Origin of the sequence: Jannaschia rubra, from assembly GCF_001403735.1 — a bacterium.
GTDB classification, from domain to species: Bacteria; Pseudomonadota; Alphaproteobacteria; order Rhodobacterales; family Rhodobacteraceae; genus Jannaschia; species Jannaschia rubra.
This window is the reverse complement of sequence record NZ_CXPG01000013.1, coordinates 179,792-201,162: the sequence shown is the minus strand read 5'-3', so window position 1 is coordinate 201,162 and position 21,371 is coordinate 179,792. Positions and strand designations below refer to the sequence as shown.

Genomic DNA, 21,371 nt, shown 5'->3' with positions numbered 1-21,371 from the left:
AAGCGTGCAAGGCCCTGGCGGAAACGCGAAAGGGCGCCCCGAAGGACGCCCCGCCACTTCCTGTGCCGACGGCTCAGCCGACCAGTTCGAGACCCGAGAAGAAATAGGCGATCTCCTCCTTGGCGGTCTCGGGCGCGTCCGACCCGTGGACCGAGTTCTCGCCGATGGACAGGGCGAACTCCTTGCGGATGGTGCCCTCAGCCGCGTCGGCGGGGTTGGTCGCGCCCATGACTTCGCGGTTCCTCGCGATGGCGTTCTCGCCTTCCAGCACCTGCACCACGATCGGCTCCGAGATCATGTATTCGGTCAACTCGCCGAAGAACGGCCGGTCCTTGTGGACGCCGTAGAATTCCTGCGCCTGCGCCAGCGTCAGCTGGATGCGCTTGGAGGCGACGACGCGCAGGCCGGCCTCCTCGAACTTGGCGGTGATCTTGCCGGTCAGGTTCCGCTTGGTGGCGTCGGGCTTGATGATCGAAAACGTGCGTTCGAGGGCCATGGGGTCTCTCTTTTCGGGAAAATTCGGCGCTGGCCATAGCATGCGTCCCTGCCGGGTTAAAGACACAACCTGTCGTGACGAAGGGGGCTTTTCAGCCGCGGAAATCGACGTTATCGGAATCCTTACTGAAACACTCGGATTAAGGACAGACCTATGAACCGCCTTCTTCTTGCCGCCGCCATCCTGGCCGGAACCGCCTCGACCCTCTCGGCGCAGACCGCGCACGAACTCACCTATGAGCAGTTCGAGGTGGCGGTCCCCCATGTCGACCTCGAAACCTGCCCGGAGGATCTGGCGCAGGACGGCGTGTTCTGCCGTGGGACGATCCTGCACGACGAGTTGCACATCTTCGTCTTCGCCGACGAGGACGCGCAGGTACTGCGCGGCATGCAGAGCTATCCGCTCGCGACGATCGCCGGACTTCTGGACTGAGTTTGGCGTTGACATGGTGGCGGGGCTGAAAGATGCCTCGCCGCCATGCTACAGATCACCGACCTGACCTATTCCGTCGCCGGGCGTCCGCTGTTCGAAGGCGCCACCGCGACCATCCCCGATGGCCACAAGGTCGGGCTGGTGGGCCGCAACGGCACCGGCAAGACGACGTTGTTCCGCCTGATCCGGGGCGAGATCCCGCTCGACTCGGGCGACATCATCCTGCCCAGCCGTGCCCGCATCGGCGGCGTCGCGCAGGAGGTGCCGTCATCCGCGACCTCGCTCATCGACACGGTGCTGGCCGCCGATACCGAACGCGCCGCCCTGATGGCCGAGGCCGACACCGCGACCGACCCCCACCGCATCGCCGAGGTGCAGGCCCGGCTTCAGGACATCGACGCCTGGTCCGGCGAGGCGCGCGCCTCCGCCATCCTGCGCGGCCTCGGGTTCGAGGTGGAGGAACAGTCCCGCCCCTGCTCGGCCTATTCCGGCGGCTGGCGGATGCGCGTGGCGCTGGCCGGCGTCCTGTTCGCGCAGCCCGACCTGCTGCTGCTGGACGAGCCGACGAACTACCTCGATCTCGAAGGGGCGCTCTGGCTCGAAAGCTACCTCGCGAAATACCCCCATACCGTCATCATCATCAGCCACGACCGTGCCCTTCTGAACCGCGCCGTGGGGGGCATCCTGCATCTCGAGGACAAGGGCCTCACCTATTACACCGGCCCCTACGACACCTTCGTGCGGATGCGCGCCGAAAAACGCGCGGGCCTCGCCGCCGAGGCCGCGAAGCAGGCCGCCCGCCGCGCCCATCTGCAAAGCTTCGTGGACCGCTTCAAAGCCAAGGCGTCCAAGGCGAAACAGGCCCAGTCCCGCGTCAAGATGCTGGAGCGGATGGAGACGATCCGCGCGCCCGAGGACGCCGCCCGCACCGTCTTCACCTTCCCCCAGCCCGAGGATCTGTCGCCCCCGATCCTGCGGCTCGACGGAGCGTCGGTGGGCTATGGCGGCCCGCCGGTCCTGCAACGGCTGAACGTCCGCATCGACCAGGACGACCGCATCGCCCTGCTGGGTCGCAACGGCGAGGGGAAATCCACGCTGTCCAAGCTGTTATCGGACAGGCTTCAGGTGATGGAGGGCGAGCGGATCGCCTCGGGCAAGCTGCGGATCGGCTATTTCGCGCAGCACCAGGTCGACGAGTTGCACATCGACGAGACCCCCCTCGACCACATCCGCCGCGAGCGCCCCGACGAGACCCCGTCCCGCCTGCGCGCGCGGCTCGCGGGCTTCGGGCTGGGCGTCGACCAGGCAGACACGCAGGTCGCGCGGCTGTCGGGCGGGCAGAAGGCGCGGCTGTCGCTGCTGCTCGCCACGCTCGACGCGCCCCACATGCTGATCCTGGACGAGCCGACCAACCACCTCGACATCGAAAGCCGCGAGGCGCTGGTCGAGGCGCTGACCGCCTACACCGGCGCGGTCGTGCTGGTCAGCCACGACATGCACCTGCTCAGCCTCGTGGCCGACCGCCTGTGGCTGGTCAAGGGCGGCACCGTCGGGCCGTATGACGGCGATCTGGAGGAATACCGCCGGATGCTCCTGCAGGGTGAGGAGCGCCCTTCAAAGACCTCCAAGGAAAAGGAAAAGCCCGTCAGGCAGCAGGTCGGCCGCGACCGCATCCTGGAACTTCGCGCCGAAGCCCGCCGCGCGGAGGACCGCGTCCGCAAGATCGAGGCGATGCGCGACAAGCTCGCGAAGAAACTGGCCGACCCCGCGCTCTACGAAGACGCGCGCAAGGGCGAGCTAGAGACCTGGAACCGCAAGTATGCCGAGGTGATGGAGGCCACCGACCGGGCCGAGACCCTGTGGATGGCGGCGATGGAATCGCTCGAAAAGGCGCAGGCGTGACCTCGGTCGAGGCGGTCACGGCCTTCACGGCCCTGTTCGTCGTCATCGACCCCATCGGCCTCACGCCCATCTTCGTGGCCCTCACCGCCGGCATGTCCGCGCGCCACCGCCGCGCCATCGCCATCCGCGCCTGCCTCATCGGGGCGCTCCTGCTCATCGCCTTCGCCTTCCTGGGCGAATCCATCCTCGGGTTCCTCGGCATCTCCATGCCCGCCTTCCGCATCGCGGGTGGCATCCTCCTGTTCCTCACCGCGCTGGAAATGCTGTTCGAGAAGCGCACCCAGCGGCGCGAGGGGCAGGCCGATCATCCTCCTCCCGATCCGTCCGTCTTTCCGCTGGCGCTGCCGCTCATCGCGGGGCCGGGCGCCATCGCCACGATGATCCTGCTCACCGACCAGGCGTCGACGCTGGGTTCGGTGCAGGCCATCGGCGTCATGCTCGCGGTGATCGCCGTCGTCTTCGTCCTGTTCCAGCTCGCCACCCCGATGGAGCGGATGCTTGGCCACACCGGCAACAACGTGGTCACGCGCCTTCTGGGAATGCTGCTCGCCGCGCTGTCGGTGCAGTTCGTCCTCGATGGATTGTCGGATTTTCCGGGTTGGTGATCGGCCGGATCATGCCTACATCTGGGCCATGACCGGCAACGACACCGCTTATCTGCTCTATCTGACGCTCTTTGGCCTGCTGATCGGCGGGTCGTATCTGATCGCCAATCGCAACCGCATGGGCCAGGTCTTTCAGCACGCGGCGATCTGGTTCTTCATCTTCGTCGGCGCCGTTCTCGTGATCGGCAACTGGGACAGCATCGAACGCGCCGCCCTTCCGCGGCAAAGCGTCGAGACCAGCGAACAGGGCGTCTTCATCGACGTGCCCCGGTCGCGCGACGGGCATTACTACATGACGCTCGACGTGAACGGCGAACCCGTCGATTTCGTGGTCGATACCGGCGCGACCGAAATCGTGCTGAGCCGGGCCGACGCCGCCAAGATCGGCATAGACCCCGATGGCCTGCGCTACCTGGGTCAGGCGCTGACCGCCAACGGCAGCGTGCAGACCGCGCAGGTCGTGCTGGACGAGGTGCGGCTGGGCGACATCACCGACCGCCGCGTGCGCGCCATCGTCAACGACGGCGACCTGCGGACCAGCCTTCTGGGCATGTCCTACCTGGGCAGCTTCGGCCGGATCGAGATCGAGGACGGGCGCCTGCGCCTGACCCGCTGACGGCTCAGACGTTCTTCGACGCCTTCTCCTGCCACTTGCCCGTCTCCTCCGACCAGTAGCGCGCGCCGCATCCCGCCTCCGTCAGGGCCTTCCACTGCTGCCGCGCGCGGCTCAGCGCCTCGCCGTCGAGCCCGTCGAACAGGATGCAGGTCCGCTGCATCGCCGCCACCTCCTCCGCCGCGACATCGGCCCCGTCGACCACCATCAGGCAATCGGGCGCGTTGTCCGCGGACCCGGTGGTCAGCAGGATGGGCTGCCGCGCGTCATGCGGCCCCCCGGCCAGCCCATGTGCCAGAAACGCGTCCACCGGCCCCAGCCACAGCTTCTGGTCCAGCCGCTCCAGCCGCTCCGCATCGCCGCCCCGCACCGCGACGCGCCACTCCTGCCGCCGCGCGCGGTCCAGCAGGGTGGCGAGCGTCGCCTCCACCGGCTCCCGCGTCAGGTGGTAGAAATAGACCTCACCCATCGACGTCCGGGGACTCGACGTCCGGGGTCTTTTCGTCGGGCGTCTCGTAGCCGTCCCGCACCAGTCGGTCGAGCGCGCGCACCCCCCAGCCCGTAGCCCCGGCGGGCGAAAGCGCGGTGCCGTCGGACACCGAGGCGACGCCGGCGATATCCAGATGGATCCACGGCACGTCGTCCTTGACGAAGCGTTGCAGGAACTGCGCCGCGGTGATCGACCCCGCGGGCCGCCCGCCCACGTTCTTCATGTCCGCCACGCGCGACTTCAGCTGCTTGTCATAGGCCTCGCCCAGCGGCATCCGCCATGCGCCCTCGCCTGTGGCCTTCGCGGCCTTGAGGAACGCGTCGCACAGCTTGTCGTCGTTGGAAAAGACGCCCGCGTTCTCATGGCCCAGGCCGATGACGATGGCCCCGGTCAGGGTGGCGAGGTCGATCATCGCCGCGGGGGCGAAGCGGTCCTGCGCATACCACATCACGTCGCACAGGACGAGCCGGCCTTCCGCGTCGGTGTTGATGACCTCGACCGTGTCGCCCTTCATGCTGCGGACCACGTCGCCGGGCCGCTGCGCGCGGCCGTCGGGCATGTTCTCGACGATGCCGACCAGGCCCACGACGTTGGCGCGGGCCTTGCGGGCGGCCAGCGTGTGCATCACGCCCGCAACGGTTCCCGCGCCGCCCATGTCCATGGTCATGTCCTCCATTCCGGCGGCGGGCTTGATGGATATGCCGCCGGTGTCGAAGACGACGCCCTTGCCGACCAGCGCCAGCGGCGCGGCATCCTCGCCGCCCTTCCATTGCATCACCACCACCTTCGACGGGCTCTCAGATCCCTGCCCCACGGCCAGCAGGGTCCGCATGCCGAGCTTTTCCAGCTCGGCTTCCTCCAGCACCTCGACCTCGACCCCCAGGTCGCGCAGCTTCTCCAGCCGCGCGGCGAACTCGGTCGTGGTCAGGACGTTCGACGGCTCGTTCACCAGATCGCGGGTCAGGAACACGCCCTCGGCCGCCGCGCGGGCGCCGGAGTATGCGGTCTCGGCCTCCTCCCGTCCGGCGGCCATCACGGTGATGGGCGCGGCCTCCGGCTTGTCGTCGCCGGTCTTGTGGTCGGCGAAGTCATAGCCCCGCAGCACCGTGCCCAGCGCCACGTCCTCCGGCCGGACCAGCCCGCCCGCCAGCACCAGAAGCGCCCGGCTGCCGCGCAGCTTGGCCAGCGCGGCACCCGCCGCCAGCGCCTTCGCCATCGCCGGACGGCGGTCGAGCTTGACGAGCGCGGCCGTGGTCGCCGCCATACCGGCGGGAAAGCCCAGGTCCAGCACCTCGCCTGCCGACAGCTTCTCGAAGGCGGGGCTTTCCACCGCGCGCTTCACCGCTCCCCGCGTCAGCTTGTTCAGCCGCCGCGCCTCCGGCCCCATCTTGCCGTCGGCGGTGACGAAACAGGCGACGACGCCCTCGAACTCGGCGACCGCATCAAGGTCGGTCTCGGCGAAGGTCACGGTGGCGGGTGTGGTCATGTCGGGGCTCCGGGATATGGGGATGCGAGGGGTTCCGGGCGGACCCTAGACCCCGCCCCGGCGGTTTTCCAGACCGCCGTCCGCATGGGGGGTTTGATGGCCTCCCCAACCCGGCTAGAAGGACCGGGAGCAGCGATCGGGGCGTTCGGTTGGGAATATTCGACAGATACCTCGCGGGGCAGCTTCTGGTCTACTTCGGCTTCTTCAGCCTCGTGCTGGTGGCCGTCTATTGGGTCAACCGCGCGCTCGGGCTGTTCGACCGGCTGATCGCGGGCGGCTCCAACGTGCTGACCTTCATCGAATTCACCGCCCTTGCCCTGCCCAACGTCATCGCCGTGGTGCTGCCGGTCTCGGCGCTGGTGGCCACGCTCTACGGCATCAACCGCCTCGCCGCCGATTCCGAGATGGTCGTGGCGCAGACCACGGGCCTGTCGCCCTGGCGGCTGGCGCGGCCGGTGCTGGTGTTCGGGCTGGCGGTGGGGCTCATGGTGGCTGTGCTGGGGCATATCCTCGTGCCCGCATCGCGCACGGCGCTGGCCGAACGCGGGGCGGAGCTGTCGCAGGACATCACCTCGCGCTTCCTCAAGGAAGGCGAGTTCCTGCATCCCGGCACCGGCGTCACCGTCTACGTCCGCGAGATCACGCCCAAGGGCGAACTGCTCGGCCTGTTCCTGCAGGACCGGCGCAGCCCCGCCGTCCGCACCTCCTACACCGCCGAACGCGCCCTCCTGGTGCGCGCCGACGACGGCACCCGCCTGGTGATGTTCGATGGCATGGCGCAGAGCGTGCAGACCGCCGACCGCACCCTCGTCACCACGACCTTCGACGATTTCGCCTATGACCTCGCGGGCCTGGCCGGCGGCGGCGACGGCACCCGCCGCCGCGACCCGAGGGAGCTTTCGACCCTCGCCCTCCTGCGCGCCGACGCGGCTGCCCAGCGGGCCACCGGCGACGACGTGGCCAAGCTGCGCTACGAGGGCAACGCCCGCTTCTCGGAGGCGCTGTTCGCCTTCGCCCTGCCGCTTCTGGCGCTCGGGTTCCTGATGCTGGGCAACTACTCCCGCCTCGGCCTCTGGCGGCAGATCCTGGGCGCGGTGGTCGCGGCCGTCGTCCTCAAGATGCTGGGCAACGTCGCCGAGACGTCGGCACGCGGCGACGCGACCCTCTGGTGGCTGACCTATGTGCCGCCGCTCCTGACGCTGGCACTCGGGGCCGGGCTGGTCTGGCACGACACGCGGGGCATCGGCGGGCTGCGGCGCGGGGCTGCGGCATGATCCTCGCGCTCTACATCGGACGGCGGTTCTTCGGCCTCGTGTTCATGGTATCGCTCGTCTTCACCGGCCTTCTGCTGCCCATCGACCTGATGGAACAGCTTCGCCGCCTCGACGGCAAGGGCGCGGGCGTGGGCGACGGGCTGCGGCTCGCCGCGCTCAACCTGCCCGCGGCGCTCTACCAGATCCTGCCCCTCATCGTGATCCTGGCGACGCTGGCGCTGTTCCTGTCGCTCGCGCGATCGTCGGAGCTCGTGGTGGTCCGCGCCGCCGGGCGGTCGGCCATGCGCGCGGCGCTGGCCCCGGTCGGCGGCGCGCTTCTGCTGGGCATCGCGGCGCTTGTGGTCGTGAACCCCATCGTCGCCGCCACCCAGGGCCGCTACGAGCGGGAGATCACCGCCTGGCGGACCGGCAGCAGCAGCATCCTGTCGGTCAGCGAGGAGGGCATCTGGCTGCGTCAAGGCGACGGCTCGGGCCAGACGGTGATCCGCGCCGCGCGGTCGTCGCTCGACGGGACCGTCCTGTTCGAGCCGAGCTTCATCGCCTTCGACGCCGACGGCACCCCGATCGAACGCACCGACGCCCGCCGCGCCGAACTCTCCGACGGCGAATGGCTGCTCAGCGAGGCCAAGGTCTGGCCGCTGGGCACCTCCGACAACCCCGAGCGCGACGCGACGGAACAGGCCACCGCGACCATCCCCTCCACCCTCACCCGCGACCAGATCCGCGACAGCTTCGGCGTCCCCTCCTCGATCCCGATCTTCCAGTTGCCCGGCTTCATCCGGCAGCTGAACGACGCCGGCTTCTCGGGGCGCAGCCACCGCATCTGGCTCCAGATGGAACTGGCCAATCCGCTGATGCTGGCGGCGATGGTGCTGATCGGCGCGGCCTTCTCCATGCGCCACGCGCGGGCGGGCCATTCGGGGATGCTGGTGCTGATCGCGCTGCTTCTGGGCTTCGGCATCTTCTTTCTGCGGAATTTCGCGCAGGTTCTGGGCGAAAGCGGGCAATTGCCCATCGCGCTGGCCGCCTGGGCGCCGCCGCTGGCCGCGATCCTGCTTTCCGCCGGCATCATCCTGCGGCAGGAAGACGGATGATGACGATGCGAACCCTCCTTGCCCTGATCCTGACCCTTGTCGCCTGGCCCGTCCTGGCGCAGCAGGCGCCCGCGACGCTCGTGGCCGACCGGATCGACTTCGACGAGCGGCGGCTGACCGCCGAAGGCGGCGTCGAGATCTATTCCGACGGCCGCATCCTGCGCGCCAGCCGCGTCACCTACCTGCGCGACGAGGACCGGGTGACGGTCGAGGGGCCGCTGACCCTGATCGATGGGCCCGATGCCATCCTGGTCGCCGATTTCGCCTCCCTTTCGCCGGACCTGCGCGGGTCGGTCCTGCAAGGCGCGCGGCTGGTGCTGGACGAACAGCTTCAGATCGCGGCCACCGAGATCGCCACGGGGGCCGAGGGGCGGTATACCCAACTCTACCAGACCGTCGCCTCCTCCTGCGAGGTCTGCGCCGCGTATCCCGTCCCGCTCTGGCAGATCCGTGCGCGCCGCGTGATCCACGACCGCGAGGCGCAGCAGCTCTACTTCGAGGGCGCCCGGTTCGAGGTGGTGGGCGTGCCCGTGGCCTGGTTCCCCCGCCTGCGCCTGCCCGATCCGACGCTGGAACGTTCGACCGGGTTCCTCTCGCCGCGCGTGACCTCCGACGACCTGCTCGGGACGGGGCTGACGGTTCCCTACTTCATCACCTTCGGCCCCTCGCGCGACCTGACGCTCGCCCCCTTCGTCACCGCCTCCGAGACCCGGAGCCTCGGCTTCCGCTACCGGCAGGCCTTCGATACCGGCCTGATCGAGGTCGAGGGCGCCGTCTCGCAGGACGAGGTCCGCCCGGACGAGACGCGCGGCTACCTGTTCGCGGAAGGCGGCTTCCTCCTGCCCCGCGACTACCGGCTGGAGTTCGACCTGGAGCTGGTGAGCGACGCCGACTACCTGCGCAACTACGACGTCACCGACAAGGACCGGCTGGATTCGCGCCTTGCCGTCACCCGCATCGACCGCGAAGACCTGTTCCGTGCCGAGGTCGTCGCCTTCAACACCCTCCGCTCGGGGGAGCGCAACCGCTACCAGCCCACGCCCGTCATCACCGTGGAGCGCAAGCGGCGGGAGCCCGGCCCCGTGCTGGGCGGCACCCTCACCTGGACGTTGCAGGCCCACGCCCGCCAGCGCACGGCCGAGCGCGTGCCACCGGGGCTGCCGTCGGATTCGGCGCGCGACGTGCTGCGCGCCTCCGCCGCCGTCGACTGGCGGCGCAGCCACATCACGGACGGCGGGCTGGTGGCCACGGCGATGGCCGGGCTCGACGTCGATGCCTACGACGTGGACGAGGACGCGACCTTCCAGGACGATCCCTTCCTGCGCGGCGTGCCCTATACCGGGCTGGAGCTTCGGATGCCGCTGGCGCGATCCACGCCTGCGGGCGTCCGCCACGTCATCGAGCCGGTGGCGCAACTGATCCTCGCGCCCAACGACCGTCGCCCCACCCCGAACGAGGACAGCCTCACGCCCGAGTTCGACGAGGGGAACCTGTTCTCCCCCCAGCGGTTCGCCGGTCGCGACACGCGCGAGCTGGGCAATCGCCTGAACCTCGGCGTCACCTGGACGCGCCTCGACCCCAGCGGCTGGGAGGTCGAGACGACCGCCGGCCGCGTCTGGCGCGCCGACGACCTGGGGCAGTTCCGCCCCGCCACGGGCCTTGCGGGCACCACGTCCGACTGGCTGCTGTCGGTCAGCGCAAGCTACCGCGACGGGTTCCGCGTGATGCAGCGGTCGCTGGTGGACGACGACCTCGACTTTTCGCGCTCGGACACGATCCTGCGGTGGGCGGGCGACCGGCACGCGCTGGAAACCACATATACCTTCCTCGAAGCCGACGCGGGCGCCGGGCGCCCCATCGACACGTCGGAATGGTCGCTCGACGCCTCGCGCGATCTGGCGGGCGACTGGACGGGGCGGGCGAAGTGGCGATATGACTTCGTGACAAACGATGCCAGCAGCGCAGGTGTCGGGCTGACCTACCGGTCGGATTGCGTCACGGTCGATTTCGATGTGGAGCGGCGCTTCACCTCGACCACGACGCGGGAATCCTCGACCAGCTTCGGCCTGGGCGTGGAACTTGCGGGCTTCGGGGCGGACGATCGCCGCAAGCGGAAACGACGCTGCGGAATTTGAGAGAAGGGCGGGCGATGAACGGATTTCTGGCGACACTCGGACTGGCGGCGATGCTGCTGACCGGGGCCCTCGGGGCGCCCGTCGCGGCGCAGCAGCCCTTCGCCGCGGCGGCCACGGTGAACGGCCAGGCCATCACCAACTTCCAGGTGCAGCAGCGCGCGCTGTTCTTCGGCCTGCTGCGCGCGCCGGGCGCCGACACCGAGAGCGCCACGCAGGCGCTGATCGACGAGACGCTCCAGAACCAGGCCGCCCGCGCCGCGGGCATCGCGCTGACGGAGGAGGAGCTGGACGAGGGAATGGTCGAATTCGCCGGCCGCGCCAACCTGTCGCCCGACCAGTTCATCGCCGCCCTGGCCCAGGGCGGGGTGGAGCCCGAGACGTTCCGCGATTTCGTCCGCAACGGCATGCTCTGGCGCAGCTACGTCCAGCAGCGGTTCGGCCCCGTGTCGCGCCCTTCCGACGCGGAGATCGACCGCAAGCTGGCCCGCGGCGGCGCCCCCGGCGTCCGCGTCCTGCTGTCCGAGATCGCGCTGCCCCTCACCCCCGAGACGGCGGGCGAGGTTCAGGCCCTGGCCCAGCGCCTGTCGGACACGATCACCACACAGGCCGGATTCGAGGCCGCGGCACGCCAGTATTCCCGCTCCAACACCGCGCAGCGGGGCGGGCGGCTCGACTGGCTGGACCTGTCGAACATGGCGCCCCCCATCGCCGAACAGGTGCTGACCCTTGCCCCCGGGCAGGTGTCCGACCCCGTCAACCTCGGCTCCTTCATCGGATTGTTCATCCTGCGCGACCTCGACGAGAATGCCCCCACGCCGCCGGCGGGCCTTTCCATCGACTACGCCGAATACCTGATCCCCGGCGGCCGGACGCCGCAGGCGCTGGAACAGGCCAGCCGCCTGCGCGCCCGCGTGGACGTCTGCGACGACCTCTACGGCGTCGCGCGCGAGGACCGCGCCCCCGAAGGCACGCTCCGCCGCGAGACGCGCCCTGTCTCCGAGATCCCCGCCGACCTGCGGCAGGAGCTCGCCAAGCTCGACGCGGGCGAAGCGTCGATGCTGCTCGCGGGCAACGGCTACCTGCGGTTCGTGATGCTCTGCGGGCGCGACGCCAATGCCTCCGAGGACGCTTTCCGCACGCTGGGCCAGCAGCTTCTGAACCAGCGCCTGACCAGCTATTCCGACGGTTATCTGGAAGAACTGCGCGCCGATGCCGTCATCACCCGCTAGCCCCCCCCTCGTGGTCACCTGCGGCGAGCCTGCGGGCATCGGACCCGAAGTCATCGCAAAGGCGCGCGCCCTGATCCCCGACGTGCCGTTCTTCGTGCTGGGCAACCCCGATCATTTCGACGGCTTCGGGGTCGAGACGCACGTGATCGACGATCCGGCGCAGGCGTCGTCGACGGTGCTGTCGATCCTGCCCCACGACATCCCCGGCCCCCGCACGCCCGGGGTGCCCGACGAGCGGCAGGCGGCGGGCGTCATCTCGGCCATCGCGCGGGCGGTGGACATGGCGAGCACGGGCGCGGCCTCCGGCATCGTGACCGCGCCGATCCACAAGAAGGCGCTCAAGGATGGGGCGGATTTTCCGCACCCCGGCCACACCGAATACCTTGCCGCACTGGCCGGCGGGGCGAAGGTGGTGATGATGCTCGCCTGTCCCGAGTTGCGCGTCGTGCCCGCGACCATCCACATCGCGCTCGACCGCGTGGCGGCGGAGCTGACGCCCGACCTTCTGGAAACCGTGCTGCGTGTCACCCACGCGGGCCTGCGCCGCGACTTCGCCGTCGCGGCCCCCCGCATCGCGGTCGCGGGCCTGAACCCCCACGCGGGCGAAGGCGGCACCATGGGCCGGCAGGAGGTGGAGTGGATCGCGGCCCTTGTCGCCCGCCTCGCCCCCGACCTCGGCTGCTTCGGCCCGCTGCCCGCCGACACGATGTTCCACGCGGCGGCCCGCGCGACCTATGACGCGGCGGTCTGCATGTATCACGACCAGGCCCTGATCCCGATCAAGACCATCGACTTCGCCGGCGGTGTGAACGTGACGCTGGGGCTGCCCTTCATCCGCACCTCGCCCGACCACGGGACGGCCTTCGACATCGCCGGTCGCGGCGTCGCGGACCCCACGTCGATGGTCGCCGCGATCCGCATGGCCCGCGACATGGCCGCCCGGCGCGCCTTGGCTTGACCCCGCTGGCCCGCTAAGGCGGGACATGATCGACGACCTTCCCCCCCTGCGCGAGGTGATCGCGGCACACGACCTGCGCGCGAAGAAGGCGCTCGGGCAGAACTTCCTGCTCGACCTGAACCTGACGGCGCGGATCGCGCGGATCGCGGGGCCGCTCGACGGGGTCGACGTGCTCGAGGTGGGGCCCGGCCCCGGCGGCCTGACGCGCGGATTGCTGGCCGAAGGGGCGCGCAAGGTGCTGGCCGTGGAAAAGGACGCGCGTTGCCTGCCCGCGCTGAAGCAGATCGCGGCGGCCTGGCCGGAGCGGCTCGAGGTCGCCCACGCCGATGCCCTGACGCTCGACGTCGCGGGGCATCTGGCTCCGCCGTGGCGCATCGTGTCGAACCTGCCCTACAACGTGGGCACCGAGCTTCTGGTCCGCTGGCTCACGCCCGCGACCTGGCCGCCGCCCTGGGACAGCCTGACCCTGATGTTCCAGAAAGAGGTAGCGGAGCGGATCGTCGCCGCGCCGGGATCGAAGGCCTATGGGCGGCTCGCCGTTCTGGCGCAGTGGCGCTGCGATGCCCGCATCGCCATGACCCTGCCGCCGGAGGCGTTCAGCCCCCCACCCAAGGTCCATTCCGCCGTCGTCCACCTGACCGCCCTGCCCGAGCCCCGCTTCCCGGCCGACCCGCAGGTCCTGGAACGCGTGGTGGCCAAGGGGTTCAACCAGCGCCGCAAGATGCTGCGCGCGGCGCTGCGCGGCCTGGCCCCGGACATCGAGGACCGCCTGCGCGCCGCCGGGATCGAGCCGACGCAGCGCGCCGAACAGGTACCGCTGGAAGGCTGGTGCGCCCTGGCGCGGCAGCTGGCCTAGGCGGCGTCTTCGGGGGTCGCGTCGGGCGTGTTCGACGGGGCATCCGACGCCGGCGCCTTCTTGCGGGTGCGGGTGCGCTTGGGCTTTTCGGGCTTGGGCGCGGCATCGGCACCCGACTCCGGCGTCTCGACCGGGCCGCTGTCGGCCTCGGGCGCGTCGATCACGTCGCTTGCGGTCTGCTGCGGTTCGGGCTTTTCGCGCCGGCGGTTGCCGCCCTGGGGCGCACTGCGCTGCGGCCGGCCGCCCTGCGGGGCGTTGTCCTGCGCCTCGGGCTGGCGATCCTGCTGGCCGCCGTTCTGGTTGTCGCCCTGCGGGTTTCCACCCGGCTGGCCACCGCCCTGCTGCTGGCCACCGCCCTGCTGCTGTTGGCGCGCGTCGATTTCCTTCTGCGCGGCCGCAAGCATCCGCGTATAGTGTTCGCCGTGCTGCTGGAAGTTCTCGACCGCGACCCGGTCGCCCGAAAGCTGAGCGTCGCGGGCAAGCTGGGCGTATTTCTCGATGATCTGCGCGGGCGTGCCGCGCACCTTGCCCTCGGGCCCCGAGCTGTCGAAGACGCGATTGACGATGTTTCCGCCGCCCTGGGGGCCGCGGCTACGGTTCTTGTTCCGCGAACGGGACTTGCTGCTTCTCATAAGTGGGGTGTTTCCGCTGGTCTTTGCCGGGGACCGGTGCCCGCCCACGCGGGTCGTCACGGTCCGGATTGATCGGGCGTGCATCCCGGATGAGGGGCTGGGCCGGAAATCACCGACGCCGCGTCAACTTTCGGATGCAGGTCGGTTATGAAAGCCTATTTTCCCGATCACAAGCCGATTCGTCAGGAACGGCGGCTTTTTTCCGCCCGAACCACGCGATTTCGGCCATTTATGTCGCAGACCACCGTAATTCCGGCGAACCCCGCTTCCGCGAACAGCGCCGACACCACATCGGCCTGGGTCGGCCCGATCTCGACCATGAGGTGCCCGCCTTCCGCTAGATGCGCCCCCGCCCCCGCCGCGATGGCGCGATAGGCGTCGAGCCCGTCGCCGCCGGGGGTCAATGCGCCCTGCGGCTCCCACTCGCGGACCTCGGGCTCAAGCTCGGCCATTTCGCCCTCCGCGATATAGGGCGGGTTCGACACGATCAGGTCGAACGGGCCCTCCACCCCGGCGAACCAATCGGCGCGCCGGAACCCTGCCCGCGCGCCCACGCCCGTCGCCGCCGCGTTGCGCCGCGCCACCGCCAGCGCCGCCTTCGACACGTCGGTGCCGAGGCCTGTCGCCGCGGGGCGTTCGTGCAGCAGCGACAAAAGGATGCAGCCCGATCCGGTCCCGAGGTCCAGCACCCGGTCGAAGGGTTCGGCCAGCGCCGCCTCGACCAGGGTTTCGGTGTCGGGCCGGGGGTCCAGCACGTCGCGGGTCACGATGAAGTCATGCGCCCAGAACGCGCGCCGCCCGATGATCTGCGACACAGGCTCCCGCACCGCGCGGCGGTCGAGCCAGACGGCGAAGGTCGCGTCGTCGGGGGCTTCGCGGCGCAGGCGGGCCGCGTCGCCCGCCGGGTCCGGCACGCCCGCCGCTGCCAGCCGCGCGCGGGCGTCGTCGGTCACGCCCCCATCTCGGCCAGTTGCGCCGCCTGAAGGTCGGCGGTCAGCGCGTCGATCACCTCGTCCAGGTCGCCCTGCATTACCGCGCCCAGCGAATAGAGGGTCAGGTTGATCCGGTGGTCCGTCATGCGCCCTTGCGGAAAGTTGTAGGTGCGGATGCGCTCCGACCGGTCGCCGGTGCCGACCTGGCTTTTCCGGTCGGCCGACCGCTCGGCATCCCGCGCCGCCCGTTCCGCGTCATAGAGCCGTGCGCGCAGGACGTTCATCGCGATCTCGCGGTTGCGATGCTGCGACTTCTCGGAGGACGTCACCACGATGCCGGTGGGCAGGTGGGTGATCCGCACGGCCGAGTCGGTGGTGTTGACGTGCTGCCCGCCCGCGCCCGATGCGCGCATGGTGTCGATGCGGATGTCGGTCGCGGGTATCTCGATGTCCACCGCCTCCGCCTCAGGCAGGACGGCGACGGTCGCGGCGGAGGTATGGATGCGCCCGCCCGATTCCGTCGCCGGAACGCGCTGCACGCGGTGCACGCCGCTTTCGAACTTGAGGCGCGCGAAGACGTTCTCGCCCTCGATCCGGGCGACCAGCTCTCGCACGCCGCCGAGGTCGCTCTCCTGCCGCTCGACCACCTCCATGGTCCAGCCGCGCGCCTCGGCATAGCGGCGGTACATCGCCTCCAGGTCGCCCGCGAACAGCGCCGCCTCCTCGCCGCCGGTGCCCGGCCTGATCTCCAGGATGGCGGGGCGCGCGTCGGCCGCGTCGCGCGGCAGGAGCGCGATCTGCAATTCGTCCTCGGCCCGCGCCAGCGCCACCTGCAGCTCCGGCAGCTCGGCCTGCGCCAGCTCGCGCATCTCGGGGTCGGGCAGCATGGCCTCCGCCTCCGCGATCTGGTCCGACAGGCGCCGCCAGTCCGCGATGCGCTCGGCCACGGGCTTCAGCTCCGCATACTCCCGCGTCAGCCCGGCGATCTCGGACGCATCGGGCCCGGCGTTCAGCCGCGCTTCGAGGTATTCGAAACGGGCGGTGATCTGGTCAAGGCGCTCGGTCGGGATCATGGCGGCGTGATGAGGCGCGGAGGGGGGTCAGGTCAAGGGCGGGCTTGTGCTATGATGGCTGCCGGAGGTGTCGTCGATGACCCGTCTCGCAATCCTGCTCTGCCTCGCGGCCCTGCCCGCACTGGCGCAACCGACCTATCCCGGCGGACGGCCAATCGAATGTTATTGCACCGCCACCGATGGCGGCCGTTTCGAGCTGGGCGAGCGGACCTGCCTGACGGTGGGCGGGCGCAGCTTCATGGCCCTGTGCGACATGTCCCTCAACGTGCCGATCTGGCGCGACACGGGGCAGCCCTGCGTCACGGGCTGATCCGCAGGTACCGCGTCAGGGCCCGGTAGTCCTTGCGCGGCCCCCGGACCCGCCAACGCAGGGTCCAGCGCGTGCGGGCGCGAAAATCGTAGGCGATGTCATAGACATCCGGCGCGCAGTCGTGGCGCACCACCGCCCGGTCGCCGGGCACCGGCAGACGGTGAAAGGGCCGCCCGTCGGCGAACAGGACCTCCACCCCCTGCACCGTGGCCCGCCACAGCGTCACGCGATGCGCCTCGTATCGACGGCCTGCCTGCTCCAGCGTTCCGGCTTCGGTGCAGCGCAGGACCGTGCCGTCGGGGGCCCAGGTGCTGACGCCGAGGAACCGCGCGCGGGTGCCGTCGCCGTGGCGCAGGACGCGCAGGGTGCGCCAGCGTCCGGCAAGGCCGGCAAGTCGGTCGGCTGGGGTCATCGGCGGGGTTCCTTGCGGGTGCGGCCCCCGCACCCTATGACGCGGCCATCCCGCATGCCACCGAAACGAGGTCCGCCATGATCCCCCGCTACTCCCGCCCCGAGATGGTGGCGATCTGGTCACCCGAGACCAAGTTCCGCATCTGGTTCGAGATCGAGGCCCACGCCTGCGACGCCATGGCCGACCTGGGAGTCATCCCGCGTGAGAACGCCGAGGCCGTGTGGAAGGCGCGCGACGCGGAGTTCGATGTGGCCCGCATCGACGAGATCGAGGCGGTGACGAAGCACGACGTCATCGCCTTCCTGACCCATCTGTCGGAAATCGTCGGCAGCGACGCGGCGCGGTTCGTGCATCAGGGCATGACCTCCTCGGATGTGCTCGACACCACGCTGAACGTGCAGCTGACGCGCGCCGCCGACCTTCTGATCGCGGATGTGGAGGCGCTGATGGCCGCGCTGAAGCGCCGGGCGTATGAGCACAAGGACACCATCCGCATCGGGCGCAGCCACGGCATCCACGCGGAGCCCACGACGATGGGCCTGACATTCGCGCGGTTCCACGCGGAAATGTCCCGCAATCTGAAGCGGTTGAGGACCGCGCGGGAGGAGGTGGCGACGGGAGCCATCTCCGGCGCGGTCGGCACCTTCGCCAACATCGATCCTGCGGTCGAGGCGCATGTTTGCGAAAGGATGGGCCTGACGCCGGAGCCGATCAGCACGCAGGTCATCCCCCGCGACCGCCACGCCGCCTTCTTTTGCGCCTTGGGCGTGGTGGCCAGCAGCATCGAGAACATCGCCACCGAGATCCGCCACATGCAGCGGACCGAGGTGCTGGAGGCGGAGGAGTTCTTCAGCGCCGGCCAGAAGGGGTCGAGCGCCATGCCCCACAAGCGCAATCCTGTGCTGACCGAGAACCTGACCGGGCTCGCGCGCCTTGTCCGCATGGCGGTGACGCCCGCGCTGGAGAACGTGGCGCTGTGGCATGAGCGCGACATCTCGCACAGTTCCGTCGAACGCGCGATCGGGCCGGACGCGACGGTGACGCTCGACTTCGCGCTGGCGCGGCTGACCGGGGTGATCGACAAGCTGGTGATCTATCCCGACAACATGCTGGCGAACATGAACAGGTTCCGGGGCCTCGTGATGTCGCAGCGCGTGCTGCTGGCGCTGACGCAGGCCGGCGTCTCGCGCGAGGACAGCTATCGCCTTGTGCAGCGCAACGCGATGCGGGTCTGGGAGGAGGGCGCCGATTTCCAGACGGAGCTTCTGGCCGACGACGACGTGCGCGCCGCGCTGGGCGAGGATGAGATCCGCGAGAAGTTCGATCTGGGCTACCACACGAAGCACGTCGACACGATCTTCGCGCGGGTTTTCGGCGAATGATCGCGGGGGCGGTGGAAAACGGCTTTGCCGAACGCGATGTTTGCGCTACCGTTACGTCACCCGGAACCAGATGGAGACGCCTATGACGCAGTTCAAGACACTCCTTGCCGCCGCCGCCCTCGCGGGAGCCCCCGGTATGGCACTGGCCGAAGGCTGTAACTGGACCAAGCCTGATCAGGTGACGATGTCCTGCGCCCCCGGTACCGTGCTCGATGCCGCAAGCGGCACCTGCGTCGCGGAAGCGACAAGCTGAGTTCAGGGTCGCCCGGTCTTCATCGGGCGACCCGCGACATAGGTTTCCGCGACGGCGCGGTCGTCGCCCATGACGATCGTCGGAAACACCGCCTCCCAGATATCCCCGGCGCGCGCGTTACGCTGCGCGATCGCGGGGGTGGAGGCCAGATCGAGCACCACCAGATCGGCCATGTTGCCGGGCCCCAGCCGCCCGATGTCGCCCGCATGCAGCGCGCGGGCCGAGCCTTCGGTGGCGAGCCACAGAAGCTGCGCGGGATGCAGGGCAGTGCCGCGGAGCTGAGCCACCTCGTAGGCGGCGGCCATGGTCCGCAGCATCGAAAAGCTGGACCCGCCGCCGGTATCCGTCGCCAGCCCCACCCGCATCAGGCCCGAGAGCCCCATGTCGAACAGGCCCGAGCCGATGAAGGTGTTGGACGTGGGGCAATGGACGAGCGCGGCGCCCACCTCGGCCAGGCGGTCGCGTTCCCGCGGCTCCAGGTGGATCGAATGGCCATAGACGGCGCGGTCGCCCAGCAGGCCATGCGCCTCGTAGACGTCGAGGTAATCGCGCGCGTCGGGGAACAGGTCGCCGACCCAGGCGATCTCGTCCGTTTGCTCCGAAAGATGCGTCTGCATGAGGCAGTCTGGGTGTTCCGCCCAGAGCGCGCCCAGGGCCGAGAGCTGCTCCGGCGTCGATGTCGGTGCGAAGCGGGCCGTGATCACATAGGACGCGCGCCCCTTGCCGTGCCATTTCGCCAGCAGCGCGGCGCTGTCGTCATGGGCCAATTGCGCGGTGTCGCGCAGGTCGTCCGGGGCATTGCGGTCCATGCAGGTCTTGCCCGCCCAGACGGCCATGCCGCGCGCGTCCGCCGCGTCGAAGATGGCATCGACGCTTTCGGGGTGGATCGTGCAATAGCTGCTGACCGAGGTGGTGCCGTTCGCTAGCACGAGATCCAGATACCGTTCGGCGATCTCGCGGGCGTGGTCCGGATCGCCGAACCGCGCCTCCTCCGGGAAGGTATAGGTATTGAGCCAGTCGATCAGCCGCTTGCCCCAGGACGCGATGATCGCGGTCTGCGGATAATGCACATGCGCGTCCACGAAGCCCGGCAGGATCAGCGCATCGCCGTGGTCGATCACCTGCGCCTGCGGGTGGCGCGCGCGCAGGTCGTCGGCCGTGCCGGTGTCGGTGATCCGCCCGGCGTCCACGGCCACCGCGCCCCGTGCGTCGTGCCGGGCGGCGTCCGCGGGCGGCGTGGCGAAGGGATCGGCGGCGAAGGCCAGCGTCTGGCCGAGCAGGAGCGTTGTCATCCGGCTGTCGTAGCCTGCAGCGGAAATCGCCGCTACCCCTGACGCGCGCCACGGGTTATCCCCCGCGCACCGACCCCGGAGGACCGATGGCCGAGACCGACGATCAGACCCTGACCGACGCCCAGGACGACCCCATCGAGGAGGACGTCGAACTGGACCAGCCGCGCCTGCGCCAGATCCGCGAGGCGGTCGAGGCGGGTGACGGCGAGACGCTGGCGCACCTGCTGGAGCCCCTGCACGGCGCCGACGTGGCCGACCTTCTGGAGCAGCTGGACGACGGGCCGCGACGGCGGCTGATCGCGCTCTGGCCGCACGGGATCGACGGGGAGATCCTGTCGGAACTGGACGAGTCGCTGCGCGAGGAGGTGCTGGCCGCCCTGCCCCCGGAGGACGTGGTCGAGGCGGTGCGCGAGCTCGACACCGACGACGTCGTCGACCTGATCGAGAATCTGGAGGACGCGAGCCAGGCGGGCGTCATCCTCGATGCGCTGGAAGCCGTGGACCGGGTGGCGGTCGAACAGGCGCTCGGCTTCCCGGAATATTCCGCTGGCCGCCTGATGCAGCGCGAAGTCGTGATCGCGCCGTCCTTCTGGACGGTGGGTCAGGCCATCAACCACCTCCGCGGCGCCGACGACCTGCCGGAGCAGTTCTACCACGTCATCCTGGTCGACCCCCGGATGCGGCCCGTGGGCTATGTCACGCTGGGCAAGATCCTGTCGTCCGCGCGGGAGACTCCGCTGGCCGAGATCGAGGAGGAGAGCTTCCGCACCTTCTATGCCACCGACCCGGAGAGCGAGGTGGCCTATGCCTTCAACCAGTACCACCTGATCTCGGCCGCCGTGGTCGATGCCGACGACCGCCTGCTGGGCGTCATCACGATCGACGATGCCATGGCGGTGCTGGACGAGGAAGCCGAGGAGGATATCCTGCGCCTGGCCGGCGTCGACAGCGAAGGGTCGCTGTCGGACCGGGTGCTGGGCACGGTGCGGCGGCGGTTCCCGTGGCTGGCGGTGAACCTGCTGACGGCGATCCTGGCATCGGTCGTCATTTCGCAATTCGAGGGGGTCATCACCGAGATCGTGGCCCTCGCCGTCCTCATGCCCATCGTGGCGTCGATGGGCGGCAACGCGGGCACGCAGTCGCTGACCGTGGCGGTGCGTGCCCTGGCGACGCGCGACCTGACCGGGGCGAACGTCTGGCGCGTCATCCGGCGCGAGGTTCTGGCGGGAGGCATCAACGGCGTGGCCTTTGCCGTCATCATGGCGGTGGTCGGGCTGCTCTGGTTCGGGTCGCCCATGCTGGGCCTGGTGATCGCGGTCGCCATGGTCATCAACCTGGTGGTCGCGGGTCTGGCCGGGGTGGGCATTCCCGTGATCCTGCAGAAGATCGGCGTGGACCCGGCGCTGGCCTCGGGGGCGTTCGTGACGACGGTGACGGATGTGGTGGGGTTCTTCGCTTTCCTCGGGCTTGCCGCGCTCTGGCTGCTGTGAGGCCACGCGGAAGGCCGCCGGGGCC

The 21,371-nt window shown here is 69.9% G+C and carries 22 protein-coding genes; 14 read left to right on the top strand and 8 right to left on the bottom strand.

The window, feature by feature from the left end:
- Nucleotides 1-73: 73 nt before the first annotated feature.
- Nucleotides 74-496, bottom strand: coding sequence for a nucleoside-diphosphate kinase (gene ndk / locus JAN5088_RS05825; RefSeq protein WP_055681872.1), 423 nt, complete (start codon nt 494-496; stop codon nt 74-76).
- A gap of 153 nt (nt 497-649) precedes the next feature.
- Here ndk and JAN5088_RS05820 point away from each other — a divergent pair, with 153 nt between their 5' ends.
- From JAN5088_RS05820 to JAN5088_RS05805, 4 genes are read left to right on the top strand one after another with little or no spacing between them, the layout of a single operon-like run.
- Nucleotides 650-928 (top strand): hypothetical protein, encoded by a 279-nt coding sequence (locus tag JAN5088_RS05820; protein ID WP_055681871.1) that lies wholly within the window; start codon nt 650-652, stop codon nt 926-928.
- A 45-nt stretch (nt 929-973) separates the two neighbouring features.
- On the top strand, nt 974-2,830 hold the full coding sequence (locus JAN5088_RS05815; protein WP_055681870.1) for an ABC-F family ATP-binding cassette domain-containing protein: 1,857 nt from the start codon (nt 974-976) through the stop codon (nt 2,828-2,830).
- On the top strand, nt 2,827-3,435 hold the full coding sequence (locus JAN5088_RS05810) for a MarC family protein (protein ID WP_055681869.1): 609 nt from the start codon (nt 2,827-2,829) through the stop codon (nt 3,433-3,435). Before JAN5088_RS05815 ends, JAN5088_RS05810 begins: the two co-directional genes overlap by 4 nt.
- Before the next feature lie 28 nt (nt 3,436-3,463).
- Nucleotides 3,464-4,051: a retropepsin-like aspartic protease family protein gene (locus tag JAN5088_RS05805; protein WP_055681868.1), complete on the top strand. Its 588-nt coding sequence runs from the start codon at nt 3,464-3,466 to the stop codon at nt 4,049-4,051.
- A 4-nt stretch (nt 4,052-4,055) separates the two neighbouring features.
- On the opposite strand, the gene JAN5088_RS05800 is transcribed toward JAN5088_RS05805, so the two are convergent.
- On the bottom strand, nt 4,056-4,517 hold the full coding sequence (locus JAN5088_RS05800; RefSeq protein ID WP_055681867.1) for a DNA polymerase III subunit chi: 462 nt from the start codon (nt 4,515-4,517) through the stop codon (nt 4,056-4,058).
- Complete coding sequence (locus JAN5088_RS05795; RefSeq protein ID WP_055681866.1) at nt 4,510-6,024, bottom strand: leucyl aminopeptidase; 1,515 nt, start codon at nt 6,022-6,024, stop codon at nt 4,510-4,512. The genes JAN5088_RS05800 and JAN5088_RS05795 overlap by 8 nt, the downstream gene beginning before the upstream one ends.
- Before the next feature lie 149 nt (nt 6,025-6,173).
- On the opposite strand from JAN5088_RS05795, the gene lptF reads away from it, so the two are divergent.
- The 6 genes from lptF to rsmA are packed head-to-tail and all read left to right on the top strand — an operon-like array spanning nt 6,174 to nt 13,570.
- Nucleotides 6,174-7,298, top strand: coding sequence for an LPS export ABC transporter permease LptF (lptF, locus tag JAN5088_RS05790; RefSeq protein WP_055681865.1), 1,125 nt, complete (start codon nt 6,174-6,176; stop codon nt 7,296-7,298).
- Entirely contained in the window at nt 7,295-8,392 is a 1,098-nt protein-coding gene (lptG, locus tag JAN5088_RS05785) for an LPS export ABC transporter permease LptG (RefSeq protein ID WP_055681864.1), read from the top strand. The genes lptF and lptG overlap by 4 nt, the downstream gene beginning before the upstream one ends.
- 5 nt (nt 8,393-8,397) lie before the next feature.
- The gene (locus JAN5088_RS05780; RefSeq protein ID WP_158448470.1) at nt 8,398-10,527 is read left to right on the top strand and encodes an LPS-assembly protein LptD; all 2,130 of its coding nucleotides are present in this window, start codon (nt 8,398-8,400) and stop codon (nt 10,525-10,527) included.
- Between the two features lie 14 nt (nt 10,528-10,541).
- The gene (locus JAN5088_RS05775; RefSeq protein ID WP_055681862.1) at nt 10,542-11,756 is read left to right on the top strand and encodes a peptidylprolyl isomerase; all 1,215 of its coding nucleotides are present in this window, start codon (nt 10,542-10,544) and stop codon (nt 11,754-11,756) included.
- The gene (gene pdxA / locus JAN5088_RS05770) at nt 11,737-12,714 is read left to right on the top strand and encodes a 4-hydroxythreonine-4-phosphate dehydrogenase PdxA (protein WP_055681861.1); all 978 of its coding nucleotides are present in this window, start codon (nt 11,737-11,739) and stop codon (nt 12,712-12,714) included. Before JAN5088_RS05775 ends, pdxA begins: the two co-directional genes overlap by 20 nt.
- A gap of 25 nt (nt 12,715-12,739) precedes the next feature.
- Nucleotides 12,740-13,570: a 16S rRNA (adenine(1518)-N(6)/adenine(1519)-N(6))-dimethyltransferase RsmA gene (gene rsmA / locus JAN5088_RS05765; protein ID WP_055681860.1), complete on the top strand. Its 831-nt coding sequence runs from the start codon at nt 12,740-12,742 to the stop codon at nt 13,568-13,570.
- On the opposite strand, the gene JAN5088_RS05760 is transcribed toward rsmA, so the two are convergent.
- From JAN5088_RS05760 to prfA, 3 genes are all read right to left on the bottom strand, one after another.
- Complete coding sequence (locus JAN5088_RS05760) at nt 13,567-14,202, bottom strand: DUF4167 domain-containing protein (protein WP_055681859.1); 636 nt, start codon at nt 14,200-14,202, stop codon at nt 13,567-13,569. The two genes, rsmA and JAN5088_RS05760, sit on opposite strands and share 4 nt — an antisense overlap.
- 182 nt (nt 14,203-14,384) lie before the next feature.
- Nucleotides 14,385-15,155 (bottom strand): peptide chain release factor N(5)-glutamine methyltransferase, encoded by a 771-nt coding sequence (gene prmC, locus JAN5088_RS05755; RefSeq protein WP_055681858.1) that lies wholly within the window; start codon nt 15,153-15,155, stop codon nt 14,385-14,387.
- Nucleotides 15,152-16,207, bottom strand: a complete 1,056-nt coding sequence (gene prfA / locus JAN5088_RS05750) for a peptide chain release factor 1 (protein ID WP_055681857.1) — start codon at nt 16,205-16,207, stop codon at nt 15,152-15,154. Before prfA ends, prmC begins: the two co-directional genes overlap by 4 nt.
- A gap of 76 nt (nt 16,208-16,283) precedes the next feature.
- Here prfA and JAN5088_RS05745 point away from each other — a divergent pair, with 76 nt between their 5' ends.
- On the top strand, nt 16,284-16,517 hold the full coding sequence (locus JAN5088_RS05745; RefSeq protein ID WP_055681856.1) for a hypothetical protein: 234 nt from the start codon (nt 16,284-16,286) through the stop codon (nt 16,515-16,517).
- On the opposite strand, the gene JAN5088_RS05740 is transcribed toward JAN5088_RS05745, so the two are convergent.
- Entirely contained in the window at nt 16,507-16,929 is a 423-nt protein-coding gene (locus JAN5088_RS05740) for a DUF6314 family protein (protein WP_055681855.1), read from the bottom strand. The genes JAN5088_RS05745 and JAN5088_RS05740 overlap by 11 nt on opposite strands.
- A 77-nt stretch (nt 16,930-17,006) precedes the next feature.
- Here JAN5088_RS05740 and purB point away from each other — a divergent pair, with 77 nt between their 5' ends.
- A complete protein-coding gene (gene purB, locus JAN5088_RS05735; protein ID WP_055681854.1) occupies nt 17,007-18,311 on the top strand; it encodes an adenylosuccinate lyase in 1,305 nt (434 codons plus the stop codon).
- Nucleotides 18,312-18,393: 82 nt separating this feature from the next.
- Nucleotides 18,394-18,564 carry a hypothetical protein gene (locus JAN5088_RS19045; RefSeq protein ID WP_177220069.1) on the top strand — a complete coding sequence of 57 codons (171 nt, stop codon included), beginning with the start codon at nt 18,394-18,396 and terminating at the stop codon, nt 18,562-18,564.
- A 2-nt stretch (nt 18,565-18,566) separates the two neighbouring features.
- On the opposite strand, the gene guaD is transcribed toward JAN5088_RS19045, so the two are convergent.
- A complete protein-coding gene (gene guaD / locus JAN5088_RS05725; protein WP_055681852.1) occupies nt 18,567-19,856 on the bottom strand; it encodes a guanine deaminase in 1,290 nt (429 codons plus the stop codon).
- An 86-nt stretch (nt 19,857-19,942) separates the two neighbouring features.
- Here guaD and mgtE point away from each other — a divergent pair, with 86 nt between their 5' ends.
- Nucleotides 19,943-21,346, top strand: a complete 1,404-nt coding sequence (gene mgtE / locus JAN5088_RS05720) for a magnesium transporter (protein ID WP_055681851.1) — start codon at nt 19,943-19,945, stop codon at nt 21,344-21,346.
- Nucleotides 21,347-21,371: the final 25 nt, after the last annotated feature.

Excerpts from the sequence above, each read along its gene's own strand:
- ndk (WP_055681872.1), bottom strand. The coding sequence starts at position 496 with ATGGCCCTCGAACGCACGTTTTCGATCATCAAGCCCGACGCCACCAAG.
- JAN5088_RS05820 (WP_055681871.1), top strand. The coding sequence starts at position 650 with ATGAACCGCCTTCTTCTTGCCGCCGCCATCCTGGCCGGAACCGCCTCG.
- JAN5088_RS05815 (WP_055681870.1), top strand. The coding sequence starts at position 974 with ATGCTACAGATCACCGACCTGACCTATTCCGTCGCCGGGCGTCCGCTG.
- JAN5088_RS05805 (WP_055681868.1), top strand. The coding sequence starts at position 3,464 with ATGACCGGCAACGACACCGCTTATCTGCTCTATCTGACGCTCTTTGGC.
- JAN5088_RS05800 (WP_055681867.1), bottom strand. The coding sequence starts at position 4,517 with ATGGGTGAGGTCTATTTCTACCACCTGACGCGGGAGCCGGTGGAGGCG.
- JAN5088_RS05795 (WP_055681866.1), bottom strand. The coding sequence starts at position 6,024 with ATGACCACACCCGCCACCGTGACCTTCGCCGAGACCGACCTTGATGCG.
- lptG (WP_055681864.1), top strand. The coding sequence starts at position 7,295 with ATGATCCTCGCGCTCTACATCGGACGGCGGTTCTTCGGCCTCGTGTTC.
- JAN5088_RS05780 (WP_158448470.1), top strand. The coding sequence starts at position 8,398 with ATGCGAACCCTCCTTGCCCTGATCCTGACCCTTGTCGCCTGGCCCGTC.
- JAN5088_RS05775 (WP_055681862.1), top strand. The coding sequence starts at position 10,542 with ATGAACGGATTTCTGGCGACACTCGGACTGGCGGCGATGCTGCTGACC.
- pdxA (WP_055681861.1), top strand. The coding sequence starts at position 11,737 with ATGCCGTCATCACCCGCTAGCCCCCCCCTCGTGGTCACCTGCGGCGAG.
- rsmA (WP_055681860.1), top strand. The coding sequence starts at position 12,740 with ATGATCGACGACCTTCCCCCCCTGCGCGAGGTGATCGCGGCACACGAC.
- JAN5088_RS05760 (WP_055681859.1), bottom strand. The coding sequence starts at position 14,202 with ATGAGAAGCAGCAAGTCCCGTTCGCGGAACAAGAACCGTAGCCGCGGC.
- prfA (WP_055681857.1), bottom strand. The coding sequence starts at position 16,207 with ATGATCCCGACCGAGCGCCTTGACCAGATCACCGCCCGTTTCGAATAC.
- JAN5088_RS05745 (WP_055681856.1), top strand. The coding sequence starts at position 16,284 with ATGACCCGTCTCGCAATCCTGCTCTGCCTCGCGGCCCTGCCCGCACTG.
- JAN5088_RS05740 (WP_055681855.1), bottom strand. The coding sequence starts at position 16,929 with ATGACCCCAGCCGACCGACTTGCCGGCCTTGCCGGACGCTGGCGCACC.
- purB (WP_055681854.1), top strand. The coding sequence starts at position 17,007 with ATGATCCCCCGCTACTCCCGCCCCGAGATGGTGGCGATCTGGTCACCC.
- JAN5088_RS19045 (WP_177220069.1), top strand. The coding sequence starts at position 18,394 with ATGACGCAGTTCAAGACACTCCTTGCCGCCGCCGCCCTCGCGGGAGCC.
- guaD (WP_055681852.1), bottom strand. The coding sequence starts at position 19,856 with ATGACAACGCTCCTGCTCGGCCAGACGCTGGCCTTCGCCGCCGATCCC.
- mgtE (WP_055681851.1), top strand. The coding sequence starts at position 19,943 with ATGGCCGAGACCGACGATCAGACCCTGACCGACGCCCAGGACGACCCC.